11 protein-coding genes are annotated in these 14706 nt (G+C 69.8%); 1 reads left to right on the top strand and 10 read right to left on the bottom strand.

What is annotated here, in order from left to right:
- Nucleotides 1-109 precede the first annotated feature (109 nt).
- Complete coding sequence (locus tag IAI59_RS20700; RefSeq protein ID WP_207415376.1) at nucleotides 110-1528, bottom strand: FAD-binding protein; 1419 nt, start codon at nucleotides 1526-1528, stop codon at nucleotides 110-112.
- 35 nt (nucleotides 1529-1563) lie between these two features.
- On the opposite strand from IAI59_RS20700, the gene IAI59_RS20705 reads away from it, so the two are divergent.
- Nucleotides 1564-2529 carry a Bug family tripartite tricarboxylate transporter substrate binding protein gene (locus IAI59_RS20705; protein ID WP_207415375.1) on the top strand — a complete coding sequence of 322 codons (966 nt, stop codon included), beginning with the start codon at nucleotides 1564-1566 and terminating at the stop codon, nucleotides 2527-2529.
- A gap of 2 nt (nucleotides 2530-2531) precedes the next feature.
- Here the strand turns inward: IAI59_RS20705 and IAI59_RS20710 are convergent, their stop codons facing one another.
- The 9 genes from IAI59_RS20710 to IAI59_RS20750 all read right to left on the bottom strand — a co-directional run bounded on the left by IAI59_RS20710 (nucleotide 2532) and on the right by IAI59_RS20750 (nucleotide 14568).
- On the bottom strand, nucleotides 2532-4457 hold the full coding sequence (locus IAI59_RS20710; protein WP_207415374.1) for an oxidoreductase: 1926 nt from the start codon (nucleotides 4455-4457) through the stop codon (nucleotides 2532-2534).
- 547 nt (nucleotides 4458-5004) lie between these two features.
- On the bottom strand, nucleotides 5005-6549 hold the full coding sequence (arfA, locus tag IAI59_RS20715; RefSeq protein WP_207415373.1) for an arabinosylfuranosidase ArfA: 1545 nt from the start codon (nucleotides 6547-6549) through the stop codon (nucleotides 5005-5007).
- Entirely contained in the window at nucleotides 6546-7373 is an 828-nt protein-coding gene (locus IAI59_RS20720) for an ABC transporter ATP-binding protein (protein ID WP_207415372.1), read from the bottom strand. The genes arfA and IAI59_RS20720 overlap by 4 nt, the downstream gene beginning before the upstream one ends.
- Nucleotides 7370-8365, bottom strand: a complete 996-nt coding sequence (locus IAI59_RS20725) for an ABC transporter ATP-binding protein (protein ID WP_207415371.1) — start codon at nucleotides 8363-8365, stop codon at nucleotides 7370-7372. Before IAI59_RS20725 ends, IAI59_RS20720 begins: the two co-directional genes overlap by 4 nt.
- The gene (locus IAI59_RS20730; RefSeq protein ID WP_207415370.1) at nucleotides 8365-9225 is read right to left on the bottom strand and encodes an ABC transporter permease; all 861 of its coding nucleotides are present in this window, start codon (nucleotides 9223-9225) and stop codon (nucleotides 8365-8367) included. Before IAI59_RS20730 ends, IAI59_RS20725 begins: the two co-directional genes overlap by 1 nt.
- Before the next feature lie 2 nt (nucleotides 9226-9227).
- Nucleotides 9228-10232, bottom strand: coding sequence for an ABC transporter permease (locus tag IAI59_RS20735; protein ID WP_207415369.1), 1005 nt, complete (start codon nucleotides 10230-10232; stop codon nucleotides 9228-9230).
- Nucleotides 10233-10236: 4 nt separating this feature from the next.
- A complete protein-coding gene (locus tag IAI59_RS20740; protein WP_207415368.1) occupies nucleotides 10237-12144 on the bottom strand; it encodes an ABC transporter substrate-binding protein in 1908 nt (635 codons plus the stop codon).
- Between the two features lie 112 nt (nucleotides 12145-12256).
- Complete coding sequence (locus IAI59_RS20745; protein WP_207415367.1) at nucleotides 12257-13195, bottom strand: ArsR/SmtB family transcription factor; 939 nt, start codon at nucleotides 13193-13195, stop codon at nucleotides 12257-12259.
- Between the two features lie 347 nt (nucleotides 13196-13542).
- Nucleotides 13543-14568 carry an alpha/beta hydrolase gene (locus IAI59_RS20750; protein WP_207415529.1) on the bottom strand — a complete coding sequence of 342 codons (1026 nt, stop codon included), beginning with the start codon at nucleotides 14566-14568 and terminating at the stop codon, nucleotides 13543-13545.
- Nucleotides 14569-14706: the final 138 nt, after the last annotated feature.

Genomic DNA, 14706 nt, shown 5'->3' on the forward strand with positions numbered 1-14706 from the left:
ATCCCGTTGACGCAATGCTGCTGTCTCATGTCCTATACCGCGGGCGGTCTGGCAAATCAGACCGCGACAGCACGGACGAACCCCCGAGGTGACAGGACCAGCCGGCGGCTCAACCCGCCGCCGTGGCGCCGGCGGCGAGCCCCAGCGCGAAGGCCTGCGCCAGACCATTGCCCGGCACATAGCCCGCCGCGCCGGTGCCGGACACGCCGCAGGCCGCGCCGCCCGCCGCCAGCAGCCCGGGAATGGCGCTGCCATCGGCCCGCAGCACGCGCGCGCCTGCATCCACCACCGCGCCGCCCTGCGTATGCGCCAGCCCGCCGGTGATGGCCGCCGCGAAGAACGGCGCCTGCAACGGCGTGCCCCAATGGGTGCGGCCGTGCTGGTCTGTCTGTTCGCCGCGCGCGCAGGCGGCGGCGTCGCGCAGCGTGTCCGCCAGGGCATCCGGTGGCAGGCCGAAGCGCGCGGCCAATGTGGCGAGCCCGCCGCCGCCCCACACCAGGCCAGCCTCCGTCGCCGCGCGGAACGGGCCCTGGCGCAGCGCGGTGTCCTGCGCGGCGGCGTCCCAGATCTCCACGGCTCCGCCAGGCTGCGCCAGCACATGCGCGGTCAGCTCCGACGGCCCCATATCCTCCGCCGCGAAACGCAGGCCCTGCTGGTTGACCATGACGGCCCCCAGCGCCGGCAGCGCGGCGCCCAGCCGGTGCGTGCCGTCGCCATCGCGGCAGACATGCGGCTGCCCTTGGTAGGAATCCATGCAGCGCAACGCGGCGCCAAGCTGATCCAGCCAGTCCATGCCGCGCCCGTCGTTCGACGCGGCGCCGACATGCAGCGCCCCCGACGCGCCGGGCAGGTGCCGCGCCTTCCGCGCCGCGTTGCCGCCGAAGCCGCCGCCGGCCAGCAGCACCCAGGCGGCGGGCAGCACCCGGCGCGCGGCGCCCCCATCGGAAACCTCGACCCCCGCAACGCCGCAGGCACCGCTCCGCAACGCCACGGCGTCACAGCCTTCCAGCCAGGCGATGCGCGGCGCCCGGCGCACGGCCGCGCGCAACAGCGCCGCCAGTTCGGCACCCGATTCCGCCGGTGTCGCGTGCAGGCGCGGCGCGGAATGGCCAGGGAATCTTGCCGTTTGCGACAAGTGGATCGGCAAGCCGGCACTGTCTGCCAGAAAATGTGCAGCATCCCGCGCGCCCTGCGTCACCGTGCGCAGCAAGGGCTGCGGTACGGCGCCGCCGGTCTTATCGGTGATGTCGGCGGCGAAGCGGTCCGGCCCGTCCTCCACGCCCGCTTCGTGCTGCCAGCGGCTGCCGGCGGCGGAAAACAGGCCGCCGGACAAGGCCAGGTTGCTGGGCGCGGCGGCATCGCGTTCCAGCAGGGCCACGCGGGCACCGCCGGCCGCGGCCCGCAACGCCCCCACCATGCCGGCTGCGCCTGCGCCGACCACCACCACATCCCAGTCCGCCATGCCGCCACTTCCCCCGCTCACCGTCTCCGCCAGCATGGCATGGCGGGCGCGGGTTGTCGGCAGCACACCCGCCATTTCCCCTGTCACAAACGGAGTTGATCATGCACCGCCGTTCGTTGCTCGCGGCCCTCGGCCTGTTGCCCCTGGCCCGCCCCGCCGCCGCGCAGGGCACCTGGCCGGACCGCCCTGCCCGCTTCGTCAATCCCTTCACGGCGGGCTCCGCCGTGGACGTGGTGACGCGTCTGCTGGCGCAGGGCATGTCGGAGCAGCTGGGCCAGCAGTTCATCGTGGAAAACCGCACCGGCGCCTCCGGCAACATCGGCACGGAAGCGGTGGCCCGGGCGCGGCCGGATGGCTACACCATCCTGGTCGGCTCGCCTGGCACCATGGGCATCAATCCCTTTCTGTTTCCCACGCTGCCCTACGACGCCATCAAGGACTTCGCCCCCGTCAGCCATGCGGTGTCCTTTCCGCAGGCCATTGTGGTAAACCCCAGGCTCGGCATCCGCTCCCTGCCGGAGCTGGTGGCACGGGCGAAGGCGGAGCCGGGCCGGCTGAACTACGGCTCGTCGGGCAGCGGCACCACGTCGCACCTGGCGATGGAGCTGTTCAAGGCGGCCCTGGGGCTGGACCTAGTGCACGTGCCGTTCCGCGGCGGCAGCCAGGCGGTGCAGGCAGTGGTCGGCGGCGACATCCAGCTCGCCATTGAGGGCGTGCCATCGCTGCCCGGCATGATCAACCAGGGGCTGCTGCTGCCGCTGGCCGTCACCTCGGCGGAGCGGTCGGCGCTGCTGCCGGAGGTCCCCGCCGTGGCGGAAACCGTGCCCGGCTTCGACGCCGCCGCCTGGATCATCTACTTCGTGCCGGCCGGCACCCCCGAGCCGGTGGTGGACGCGATGTCCGCCGCCATGCGGGCCGCGCTGGACCAGCCCGCCATCCGCCAGAAGCTTCTGGAACAGGGCGCCACGCTGTTCGGCAGCAACGCAGCGGACACCGCCGCATTTCACCGCGCCGAAATGCGCAAGTGGCAGCGCGCGGTGCAGGTTTCCGGCGCCAAGGTGGAGTGAGGCTAAAGGCCGCCGCCCACCTCTTCCCCTTCCCGGATGGCGGACAGCATCAGGCGCGGGGCCAGGGCGTCACCCACCAGATGCACGGCGAGCCCGGCCGCCAGCAGCGCCGGCAGAAGGTCCTGGCGCGGCGCGCGGGGCGTCGACCAGGTGAACAGGTCGACGCTGCCGATCACCTCCTCCGCCTCCGTCAGCAGGTGGCGCAGCACCACCTCCCCCGCCGCGTGCCGCAGCGGCGCGCGATAAGGCAGGATCTCCACGCCCAGCCGCGCCAGACGGCGGTGGATGCCCTGGGCGGACAGCAACGGCACGTCCTGCGCGATGCTGTCGCGCGGCGTCACCAGCACCACGCGCCGGAATCGCATGGCCAGCCATTCGGCGGCGGCGTAGGTGGCAGCGGTCTGGTCGTGATCGTACAGCACCGCCACGCGGCCGCCGGGGGGCGGGGTGCGCAGCATGTTCCGCAGGTCCTGGCCCTCACCCTGCAGCCCGGCCGGGCGCGTCATCCCGGCGCCCGTGGCCAGGATCGTCGCATCGGGCTGCAGTGCCAGGATCGCCCCGGCATCGGCAACGCCTTGGCGTATCACCACCCCGGCCCGCGTGGCGGCTTCGGTCAGGTAATCCAGAAAGCGCATCATGGACGCGCCGCCCGGCAGTGCGGCCTCCAGCCGCGCCGCGCCGCCGGGCGGGCGGGCCGACAGCAGTGTCACCCGGTGCCCCCGCCGCGCGGCGGCCAGCGCCGCCTGCAGCCCCGCGGGCCCGCCGCCGGCCACCACCACGCGCCGCGCGGTGGCCACGCGCCCGGGTGCTGCCACCTCGCGCCCACCTGCCGAGGGGTTCACGGCACAGGCGATGGGCAGGCCTTTGTTGATTTCACCCCAGCAGGCGTTGCAGTTCAGGCAGGGGCGGATCTCGGTGGGGCGGTTGCCAGCGGCCTTGCCCAGCCAGTCGGGGTCGGCCAGCAGGGGGCGCGCCAGCATCACCAGGTCGGCATCGCCGGCGGCCAACACGGATTCCGCCGCCGCCGGGTGGTCGATGCGCGCCACGGCGGCCACCGGCACGCCGCCCGCCGCCGCGCGCATGCGGCGCCACAGCGGTCGGTAGCCCATCGGCGTGGCGTGCTGGTCTGGCGCGTGCATGCCGAGCGACCAGCCGTGCGTGCCCTGGCTGAAGCAGAACCAGTCCGGCGGCGTTTCGGCCGCCAGCAGGGCGGTGATGCGCGCGGCCTCGTCCGGGTCGATGGAGCCGGGCGCCCCGTCATCGGCCGGCAGCTTCAGCCCCAGCAGGAAGCCAGGGCCGCAGCTGTGCCGGATGTTGGCGATGATCCGTCGCAGAAACAGGCTGCGGCCGTGCAGGTCGCCGCCCCAGCGGTCCTGCCGCCGGTTGCTGGCGGGCGACAGGAACTGCAGCGGCAGAAAGCCATGCGCCGCCGAAACCTCCACCCCCGCGAAGCCGGCGCGTTGCAGCCGGGCGGCCGTGCCGGCGTATTCCGCGCACAGCGCCTCGATCTCGCCATCGGACAGGATGCGCGGCACGGTCCAGGAGAGGCCGTCGGGCACCGCGGATGCGCCCACCGCATCCACCGCCCTTTGCCCCCGGTTGGCCGAGCCCGGGTGCCACAACTGGCCGATCGGCAATGCGCCGTGGCGCGCCACGGCGGCGGCCATGGCCTGCAGGTCCGGCAGGGCGGCTTCATCAAAGGCCGCGACGCGGGTGGGCGTGGCGGCGGAGGCCGCCGCGGGCAGGGCTTCCGTCACCACCAGGGCGGCACCGCCCGCCGCGCGGGCTTGCAGATGGGACAGCAGCGCCGGCGTGGCCCGCCCGCCCGCGCTGAGCCGGCAGGACATGGCCGCGAAGCCGACGCGATTGCGAAGTGTCACGCCGCCCAGGGTCAGCGGCGACAGGAGAAGCGGAAAGGGCGGCTGCATGCGGCCAGCTTGCCATGCTTCCCGCATCCGGCAAGGTTCCGCGGCCGAGCTGCCAGCCTTTCAACCGCCGGTTCGCTGCCGGCTCGGGCGGAGCGGGCCAAAGCAACCGCTCCACGCCATGCCGATCGCCTGGGCGCGCGCCGCCAGCATGCCGGGAACGGACAGCAAGCTCGTCACGGGTGAGGCGAGGATGCCGGGGTCATCCAGCGGCCGCCCGATCTGCCGCCCCGCCAGCACAACAGCCCGAACAGCTAGCCAAGCACCAGCGGCAATACTACGTCGCCAGGCCCTGGCCCAGCATGTACACGTCAGAAGGCGGCGAAAGGGCTGTGATGGAGCCGGGATAGCCCGATGCTGACCACCGGCAGCCGGCGAACGAAGCGGGGGGCGGCGTTCAGGTCCTAGACCGGCACGGAGGCGAGGGTCGGCTGCTCATCGCTTGCAGGGTGAGGACGTCGCCCAGACCGCGGTGTCAGGGGGCGCGGCAGGCCTATGATGACGCCGTTGCCGATGTGGCCCGCCGCACCGGCGGCGGGCCACAACAGGGTCAGCCGAGCTTGACGCGGATCACGCTCCAGGACGCGGCCGGCAACGTCGCTCGCAAAACGCCGTCCTGCAGCGCTGCGCCGGGCAACGGGGCCGGTGCCACCCGTTCCGGGGCATCCTTGGTGTTCGTGGCGGAAAGGTCGTCGTGCCGCAGCGTCTCGGCCGAAACGACGGAGCCGGCACCGAGGCCGCGCAGTTCCACTTCCAGCGCCACGTCCTCCTGCAGGTGGCGGTTGAGCAGGAACAAGGTGGCAAAGCCGCCATCCGCGTCGTGCACCGCGGCGCATTTCAGATAAGGCACCTCAGGCAGCGTGAAGCGGTGCTCCTGCGCGCCGCGCGGGTCGTAGTAGCTGGTGCTGTAGGTGGGTGATTCCACGCGCGCCCGCAGCACGCGGCCACGTCCCAGGTTGGACATCTGCGCGAATGGAAAGAAGATCGTCTGCCGCCAAGCCGGGCCGCCGGTCTCCGTCATGATGGGTGCGATGGCATTGACCAGCTGCGCCAGGCAGGCGGCCTTGACGCGGTCCGCATGGTTGAGCAGGGAGATGCAGGCGCCGCCGAAGGCCAGCGCATCCCCCATGGTATAGACTTCCTCCAGGATTTGCGGCGCGACCGGCCAGCCCGGCACGGTGCGGCCTTCCTTCTTGCCGCGCGTGCGGTACCATACGTTCCATTCGTCGAAGCTCAGCATCAGCCGCTTGTCCGAGCGCCGTTCGGCCGCGACGGCATCGGCGATGGCCACCACCTCCTCAATGAAGCTGTCCATCAGGTCCGCGCTGGCCAGGAAGCTCGGCATGTCGCCGGCATAGTCGTTTAGGTAAGTGTGCAGCGAGATGAACTCGACGTGGTCGAAGGTGTGCTGCAGGACCTCGCGCTCCCAGGCCCCGAAGGTCGGCATGTTGCGGGCCGACGAGCCGCAGGCCGCCAGCTCCAGGCTGGGATCGATCCACTTCATCATCTTGGCGGATTCGGTGGCCACGCGGCCGTACTCCCGGGCCGTCTTGTGTTCCATCTGCCAGGGTCCGTCGACCTCGTTGCCCAGGCACCAGAACTTCACCTCGTGCGGCTGCTCCCAGCCATGGGCGCGGCGCAGGTCCGACCAATGGGTGCCTGACGGGTGGTTGCAGTATTCCACCAGGTTGCGCGCCGCGTCGCCGCCGCGGGTGCCGAGGTTGACGGCCAGCATCGGCTCGATGTTGGCCGCGCGGCACCAGTCGATGAACTCATTGGTGCCGAAGGTATTGGGCTCGGTGCTCATCCAGGCGAGGTCGAGGCGGCGCGGCCGCTGTTCCACCGGGCCCACGCCATCTTCCCAGTTGTAGCCGGACACGAAGTTGCCGCCGGGGTAGCGCATGATGGTCGGTGCCAGCTCGCGCACCAGGGCCAGCACGTCCTGGCGGAAGCCCTTCTCATCCGCCTCCGGGTGGCCGGGCTCGAAGATACCGCCATACACGCAGCGGCCAAGATGCTCGACAAAGGCGCCGAACAGCCGGTCATGCGTTTCGCCGATGAGGACGTCGCGGTCGATGGTCACTCGTGCCTTCAAGGCCTCGTTCCTTCTTCTTGCCACGCGCCCTCGACCGAGAGCACGGAATCCTTGAGCTGGATGGAGTAGGGATGCGTCGGGTGCGCCAGGACCGCCCGCGCGTCACCCGCCTCCACCACTTCGCCCTGGCGCATGATCACGATGCGGTCGCTGATCGTGTAGGCCGTGGCGAGGTCATGCGTGATGTAGAGGATCGACACCTGCAGCCGGTCCCGCAGCTCGCGGAACAAGTTGACGATGGTCATGCGCAGCGAGGCGTCGATCATCGAGACCGGCTCGTCTGCCACCAGCAGGGCGGGGCCGGGAATCAGCGCGCGGGCGATCGCCGCACGCTGCAACTGGCCGCCCGACAGCTCGTGCGGAAAGCGGCCGCGCAGTTCGTCCAGCGACAGGCCGACCTGCTGCAAGGCGCGGTCGGCCGCTGCCTCCGCTGCCGGCTGGCCGTCGGCGCCGGCCAGGTTGCGGGCGGTGGCATACAGGTAGCGGTCCACCCGGGTCAGGGGGTTGAAGGCCTCGAACGGGTTCTGGAAGATCGGCTGCACCTGCCGCATGAAGTCCAGGCGCGCCGCGCGGCCGCGCAGCCGGGCGAGGTCCTGGCCGCGGAAGAGAACCTGGCCCTCCGTCGCCGTGCCCATGCCCAGCACCATGCGCGCCAGGCTGGACTTGCCGCTGCCGGACTCGCCGATGATGGCGAAGACTTCCGGCGTTTCGGCCGCCAGCGTGAAGGACACGTCCTTCACCGCCGACACCTTGCGGCGCGACAGCAGCCCGCCGCCCGCATAAGTCTTGCCGACGTGGCGCAACTCCAGCAGCGGCGCGGTCATGGCAGCATCCCCTGCTCGGCGGCATGGCAGGCGACGCGATGGCCGGGTGCCAGCTCCCGCATCGCCGGCACTTCCTGCCGGCAGACCTCCATGGCCAGCGGGCAGCGGGGGTGGAAGCGGCATCCGGGGGGCGGCGCCGCCAGGCTGGGTGGCTTGCCTTCGAGCCCGTGGCGCGGCGCGTCGTCACCGATGCGCGGCAGGCTGCGGATCAGGTGGGCGGTGTAGGGGTGCAGCGGCCGGCGGAACAGGTCGCGCGTCGGCGCCTCCTCGACCAGCCGGCCGGCATACATGATGCCGAGCCGGTCGGTCAGGTTGGCATGCACCGCCATGTCGTGCGTGACGAACAGCACGGAGGAGCCCATCTCCCGCTGCAGCCGGCGGATCATGCCCAGCACCCCCTTCTGCACCACCACGTCGAGCGCCGTGGTCGGCTCGTCGGCAATGATGAACTCGGGGCGGCAGACGGTGGCCAGGGCGATGGTCACGCGCTGGCGCATGCCGCCCGACAGCTCATGCGGATAGCTGTCCAGCACCGCGGGCTGGAGCGACAGGTGCGCCAGATGCTCTTCCACGCGCCTGAGGAAGGCGGGCATCGGCAGCGCCATGTGGCGGTACGCGAAGTCGACAAAGGAATGCCGGATCCGGCGCACCGGGTTCAGCACGTTCATCGAGCCCTGCATGATGTAGGACAGGTGCCGCCAGCGGGTGGCCGCCAGCTCGCCCGCCGGAAGCGCGTAGATGTCGTGCGCGCCCTGGCCGCCGAAGTCGAAGCGCACGCTGCCGGCCACCACGTTCAGCGGCGGGCGGATGGCGCGCGCGATGGTCTTGATCAGCGTGCTCTTGCCGGAGGAGCTTTCGCCGGCGAGTCCATAGATCTCGTCGCGCCGTACCTCCAGGGTGATGTCGTCCACCGCGCGCACCTCGCGCAGCGTGCCGAAGAAGCGCGTCTGGTAGTAGGCCTTGAGCCCGTCGACGGCCAGCACCGGTCCCATCAGCCGCCCCCCATCCGGGCCAGGCGCGAACGGGGGTCGATGTACTCGTTCATCGAGACCGCCAGGAGGAACAGCGCGATGAAGACGATGACCACCAGCGCGACGGGGGCCGCGATCCACCACCAGATGCCCGACACCAGCGCCGCGTGCTGGTTGGCCCAGTAGATCATGCCGCCGATGGTGGGCGTGTTGACGTCCGTGAAGCCGAGCACGGACAGCGTCACCTCCAGCCCGATGCTCCAGTTCATGTTGTTCATGGTGGTGGTGAAGACCACCGGCATGACATAGGGCATGTGCTCGCGCGTCACGATCTCCCGCGCACCCATGCCGCAGAAGGCCGACTGCGCGGTAAACTCGCGCGTCTTGAGCGAAAGGGCCACGGAGCGGATCAGCCGTGCGTCGTAGGCCCAGCCGAGGCAGGCGGCGACCAGCGCCAGCAGCGCCCAGCTCATCTGGTCGCGCATCACGAAGTAGAACAGCACCAGGATGGGAAAGATCGGCACCACGATGAAGGTGTCGTTGACTGACATCAGCAGCCGGTCCACCGGCCCGCCCGCATAGCCGGCGAACAGCCCGACCGCGAGCGCGATGACGCGGCTGAGGACCGCCACCACGATGCCGAAGGCCAGCGTGTTGCGGATGGCGGCGGAGAGTTGCCAGAACACGTCCTGCCCGCGCGAGGTGGTGCCGAGCCAGTGCTCCATCGACGGCGGCATGTCGGGTGCCACCACGTAGACATCGAGCGGCGGATAGGGCGACACGAAGGACAGCAGCGCGATCGCCGCGACGATGCCGAGCAACACCACGCCGGTGGTGAATTCCCAGTTGTAGCGCAACAGGTCGCGCAGGATCTTCCACATGGTCAGCGCGCCTGCACGCGGGGGTCAAGCAACGGGTACAGCAGGTCGACCAGCAGCACCGCGAAGGACACCGCCAGGATCGATACCGTGGTGACGCCGATCACCAGGCTGTAGTCGCCGGCATGCACGGCGGCCACCAGCAGCGAGCCGAGGCCCGGGTAGCCGAACACCTGCTCGGTGATGATGGCGCCGTTGAAGATGGCGCCCAGCGTCATCGCCAGCCCGGTCACCTGCGGGGCCAGCGCGTTGCGCATGACGTAGGAGCCGAGGATGCGGCGGCGCCTGACGCCGGCGAGCTCCGCGTAGATCGTGTAGTCCTCCGTCACCACGTTGGACACCAGCGAGCGCATGCCCATGAACCAGCCACCGATGCCGACCAGCACCAGGGATGCCGCAGGCAGCAACGAATGGCGCACCACGCTGCCGGCGAATTCCAGCGTGAAGCCCGGCTGCAGCCCCTGCGCGTAGGCGCCGGTGATCGGCAGCACCGGCCACACGTAGCCGAAGACGATCAGGAGCACGAAGGCGACGATGTAGTAGGGCACCGGGTGCACGCCCATGGCCACGATGCCCGCGAACTTCAGCAGCCGGTTGCGGCGGTAATAGCCGGCCAGGCCGCCGAGCAGGTTGCCCAGCCCCCAGGACAGCACGGTCGCCACCAGCATCAGCCCGGCAGTCCAGGGCAGCGCCCGGCGGATCAGCGTGGAGACCGGCGTCGGGAAGGCGGACAGCGAGGGCCCGAAGTCACCCACCACGATGCGACCCCAGAAGGCCAGCCATTGGTGCAGCGCGCCGCCGCCGGTGCCGTAAAGGTCCTGCAGCGAGCGCCGCATCAGTGCGATCGCCTCCGGACTGGTGGTGCCGAAAGAGGTGGCCGCGGTGATGGTCTGTTCCACCGGGTCGATCGGCGTCGCATGCGTGATCAGGTAGGTGACGTTGATGCCGACGAACACCACGAGGGCGAACTGCAGCAGCCGCTTGACCAGGTAGACGGCATAGCCGCGCATCGGATCAGGCCTGGCGCGGCTTCAGGCGCGAGAACATGTAGCGGCTGTTGCCCCAATTCGGCACCGGGTTGGTGTAGGGGTTCTCCGCCGTGGGAAAGCCGGTCCAGTAGGTGGTGTCCATCGTCGTGAAGACGTTGTAGGCCATCAGCGGAATGATCGGCATTTCCTGCACCATCAGCTTGGCATAGTCGCGGCCGATCTCGACCACCGAGGGGTCGGCGAAGGGTGTCGCGCGCATGCGCTCGATGATCGCGTCCATCTGCGGGCTGGACCAGCGTTGCCAGTTGCGCCAGGGCTGCGCCTGGCCGGGCTTGGCCACGTATTGCGAATGCCAGCTGTCGAGGAAATAGGCGAGGTCCGGATGCCCGCCATAGGTCTCCACGCTCCAGGCGATCATGGTCTCGAAGTCGCCGGCGTTGCGGCGGTCGGCCAGGCTGGTGCCCTGCGCCACGTCGATGCGGCTGTCGATGCCGAACTGCCGCCAGTTTTGCGCGATCATGGTGCCGGTGCGGGTCATCACCGGCCGCGTCTCGCCTTCCACCACCACCTTGATGGCAAAGGGCTTGCCGTCCGGCGTCATCCAGTTGCTGCCGCGCTTGCGGTAGCCGGCGGCTTCCAGCAGCTCCGTCGCCGCCTGCGGGTTGGGCTTCCACCAGCCATGGCCGAGCGAGCGGGCGATCTCGGCCGCATCAGTCGGCACGTTAGGGTTGGACGGGCGCACCAGCGCCGCGATCTGCGCGCCAATGCTGGGGTCGTAGGGCTTGATGGTCTGCTTGCCGGTGTCCAGTTCGAAGGCCGCGAGCCAGTTCTGCAAGGGGCCGTGGTAGTCGCGTGGGTGGGTGCCGGTGGGTGGCAGCGCGATGGCGGAGATGGTGGCCGCGCCGCGGTAGCCGGCCATCGACACCGCCTTCATGTCGATCAACAGCGCCAGCGCCCAGCGCACCCGGCGGTCGCCGAACATCGGGTTCTGGGTGTTGAAGATCAGCGCCGGCAGCGTCGGGTCGGGGTGGGCGTAGGGGAACTTCGGGAACCAGCCGCGCACCTGCTCGGACTGCCGGGCGAGGGTGAACATCCCCTCCGGCGCCACGTCGTGCACCACGTCGAGGTCGTGGTTGAGCTGGGCGATGACGCGCTTGTCCGCCGGCCCACCATCGACATAGGAGACGTAGCGGGGCCCCGGCTGGCCGAAGCGGCCGAGCGAGGTGCGCTGCCAGTCATCCCGCCGTTCCCAGGTGAAGCGCCGCCCTTCCTGGTCGAAGCTGTGCAGCTTGTATGCGCTGAGCGAGACGGGCGGGTTGAAGTCGAATCGGACGGGGTCCGCCACCTTCTCGAACACATGCTTGGGCATGATCCAGATGGCGTTGAAGCGGACCATGAAGTTGGCGTGGAAGCGGGCGTTGGGCTTCTTGAGCTTGAACACCACCGTGTAGGGGTCGGGCGCCGAAACCTCGGCCACGTTGAGGATCAGCTGCGCGCTCCAGCGCATGCCGGGGTTCTTCACCTGCGTCTCGACCGTGTGCACCACGTCGGCCGCGGTGAACTCGACGCCGTCGCTCCAGTAGAGGCCCTGGCGGAGCTTGGCGGTCATCTCGCTGAAGTCGGCGTTGTAGATGGGCGGTTCGGAAGCCAGCGAATTGTCGAAGGCGCCGTCGATGCCGCTTTCGGGATCGATGTACCACAGCGTGTCCATGACCAGCTGCTGCAGCCCGTTGTACTGGCTGCCGGCGTTGATGGCCCAGATGTTGAACCAGCTCGGGTTGCGGATGACGCCTTCTGGGTTTTCCAGGATCAGCGTTTCGCGGCGCGGCGGCGCGCCGCCGCCAGCGGACTGTGCCCTGGCCGCGCGGGCCATGGCGGGCGTGACGGCGAGCGCGATCGGCGTGGCCAGCAGGCTTCTGCGGCTGAACGACATGGACCCATCCTCCCATTCCACCTGTTGCCGGCGGATCGTTGCGGGAAGGCTAGGAGCCTTGTTCGGCCAGCGTCAACCGTTTCTTCGGTATTAACCCGAAAAATGGGTTCTATCAGCGCAGATGCAGCCGCATCACGATGTCCTGCTCATGGTTGCCGAACTGCCGGCCGAAGATGTTGATGCCGCCGGGGTGGGCCGCGTCATCCTCGATGCCGACGCGCAGACGGATCGAATGATGTTCCGGCAGCTTCAGCGCGTCCAGCGTCGTGCCGGAGATGCGGACACCGTCCAGAAAGGTACCATGCTCGTTCACCAGCCAGTGTGTGAGGTGGCCGTATTGCGAGCCCTTGAGCTTCCACCACGGCGGTGTCAGCGCCCCGCGCTTGTCGCCATAGTCGGCCGGCGAGGTCCAGACGCCGATCTTCACGCCATTGACCCACAGCGTGATATCCGAAGGCCAATTCAGGCTGGTGCCCGGCACCTCGGACGACATCTCCAGGCTGAACTCAACCCCTCGCACCTGCGCGCCAAGCAGCTTGGCGTTGTTGGGGAACTTGTATTCCACGAACCCACGAGAGAACCACAGCAGCATGGCCTCGACCCGCGCCGGATCGAGAAAGAAATCCGGCACATCCAGCAGTCCGATCACGCCGCGCTGGGAGCATAGTCCGCAAGGCGCCCGCACATCGCACGAGGTGTAGAGGCCGAGCGGCATCGAGACTTCCACCAAATCCTGCTGCCGTTGCGGCGCCGGCCCGTCGAGGCGAATGACGATGTCGTCGAAGCGCACGTGGCAGATCTTCTGCTGTCCCTTGGCAGCCTTGACGAGTTCGGTCTCGATCAGCCGGCATTGCTCCAGCACCGTCACGTTCGCGGCCACTGTCGATTGCGGCAGTCCCAGCAGCCCGCCGATCTGGTTGACGTTGAGTGGCCCCTGCTGCCGCAGCAGGCGCAGGATTTGCAACCGGACGGTGGATGCGATGCCGCGCAATGCCTCCGGGCTGCTTTCCGGGACGATGGTCAGGAAGGCGCGGTTTGGGAAGGTGGTCATACGCCCCGGCTTGGAAATGACGTGTGACTATACCCGGTAAACGGGTGCTGTCAGCATATCGTCTTCGCCGTGACCCGGATCGGCTCTGGCCGCTCCTTCGTCGCCATCACGGGCAAGAGCCTTGGGGAGAGCAGGAGTTCCTGATTGCCAAAGGCAGCATCGAGGGAAGGCACACGGGATAACAGTGTATCACGTCGTCCATGACGGACGCCTGCCACCCAGGCGGGACAGCAAGCATCTGTACCTCGTCTGGAGCCATGCTGGGCAGTCATGCGTCGAATCCCGCAGCGCGTGCGACAGCGGAAGCAGGCCGTTGGCGCGGCGGCTCGCGGCCGCCGCGCCGTGTCTCACGCCCAGAGGCCGCGTGCGGCGAGCCAATCCTGAACCACGCCGGCCACCTGATCGCTGTTGTGGTCCATCATCATCATGTGGCTGTTGCCGCGGATGCCGCGTTCCGGCAGGGACACCACGTCCACGCTGCCGCCGGCGGCCCGCACGGCCTCGAAGAACTGCATGCCGTTGGCGCGCAGCGTGCGCCAGCGGGCGTCGCCGTCAATGTAGTCGCCATACAGCACCAGCATGGGAATGCCCTTCACGGCCGCCACCTTGGCCATGTCGCCCGCCGCCGCCGGCTCGGCGAGCACCAGCGCCTTGACCAGCTCCGGGCGTTCCTGCGCGGCGCGGCAGCCGAACAGGCCGGCCTGGCTGTGCACCATCACCACGCTGGGCCCGACGCGGTCCAGCAGCGCGAGGTAGGCGTCCAGCGTCAGCTCGTCCGTGGTGGTGAAGCGCGGCACGTTCTGCCGCATGAAGTTGCGGTAATTGACCGGGTCGGCCGGGAACTGGTTGCCAGGCAGCGTGGTGCCCCGCGCCCTGGAGCCGGGGCCGTCGCCGATGCGGAACCGCTCGTAAGGGTTGTCCTCCGTCAGGAACACCGGCTGGCCGCCGGTCGCCTCCGGAAGCATGGTCCAGCCGGCGCGGCCCCGCTCCACCGCATCCGACACATAAACAGGCCAGCCCCGCCGCAGAAAGAAGTGCTGCCAGCCTTCGCGACCGTCCGGGGTGGTTTCCCAGGTCACGCCCGTCAGCCCGCCGCCGTGCCACATCAGCAGCGGCAGCCGCCCGCGCTGCGGCGCGGGCACCGTGTACTGCGCATACATGCCGCCGATCACGAAGGTGCCGTTCGGGTCCACCCGTGTCAGCGGACCATTGGCCGAGAAGCGCACCTCCTTGACCGGCTGGCCGGCCACCACGTAGTCGCGCCCGCCCACATGGAAGGACCCGAAGTCGGCCAGCGTCAGCGGCGCGCGGGCGGCGGTGGGTGGCGCGCCGGCCGGCGGCACGGGGGCAGTGGCGTTCTGCGCCCCCGCCATGCGCGGCAGCGCCGCCGCGGCAGCCGCGGTCATCGCCGCCGCCCGCAGGAATGCTCGTCTCATTTCTAGGCGTTTCCCTGTTCAACCTGTGTGACGGGCGGCAGACCGCCGCGCCGGCCGCATGGTGGGCGCGCCGGC

This window comes from Roseomonas haemaphysalidis (assembly GCF_017355405.1).
Classification (GTDB): Bacteria; Pseudomonadota; Alphaproteobacteria; order Acetobacterales; family Acetobacteraceae; genus Pseudoroseomonas; species Pseudoroseomonas haemaphysalidis.

Coding starts and splice junctions, on each gene's coding strand:
- IAI59_RS20730 (WP_207415370.1), bottom strand. CDS start 9,225: ATGTGGAAGATCCTGCGCGACCTGTTGCGCTACAACTGGGAATTCACC.
- IAI59_RS20735 (WP_207415369.1), bottom strand. CDS start 10,232: ATGCGCGGCTATGCCGTCTACCTGGTCAAGCGGCTGCTGCAGTTCGCC.
- IAI59_RS20705 (WP_207415375.1), top strand. CDS start 1,564: ATGCACCGCCGTTCGTTGCTCGCGGCCCTCGGCCTGTTGCCCCTGGCC.
- IAI59_RS20720 (WP_207415372.1), bottom strand. CDS start 7,373: ATGACCGCGCCGCTGCTGGAGTTGCGCCACGTCGGCAAGACTTATGCG.
- IAI59_RS20725 (WP_207415371.1), bottom strand. CDS start 8,365: ATGGGACCGGTGCTGGCCGTCGACGGGCTCAAGGCCTACTACCAGACG.
- IAI59_RS20710 (WP_207415374.1), bottom strand. CDS start 4,457: ATGCAGCCGCCCTTTCCGCTTCTCCTGTCGCCGCTGACCCTGGGCGGC.
- IAI59_RS20745 (WP_207415367.1), bottom strand. CDS start 13,195: ATGACCACCTTCCCAAACCGCGCCTTCCTGACCATCGTCCCGGAAAGC.
- IAI59_RS20740 (WP_207415368.1), bottom strand. CDS start 12,144: ATGTCGTTCAGCCGCAGAAGCCTGCTGGCCACGCCGATCGCGCTCGCC.
- IAI59_RS20750 (WP_207415529.1), bottom strand. CDS start 14,568: ATGGCGGGGGCGCAGAACGCCACTGCCCCCGTGCCGCCGGCCGGCGCG.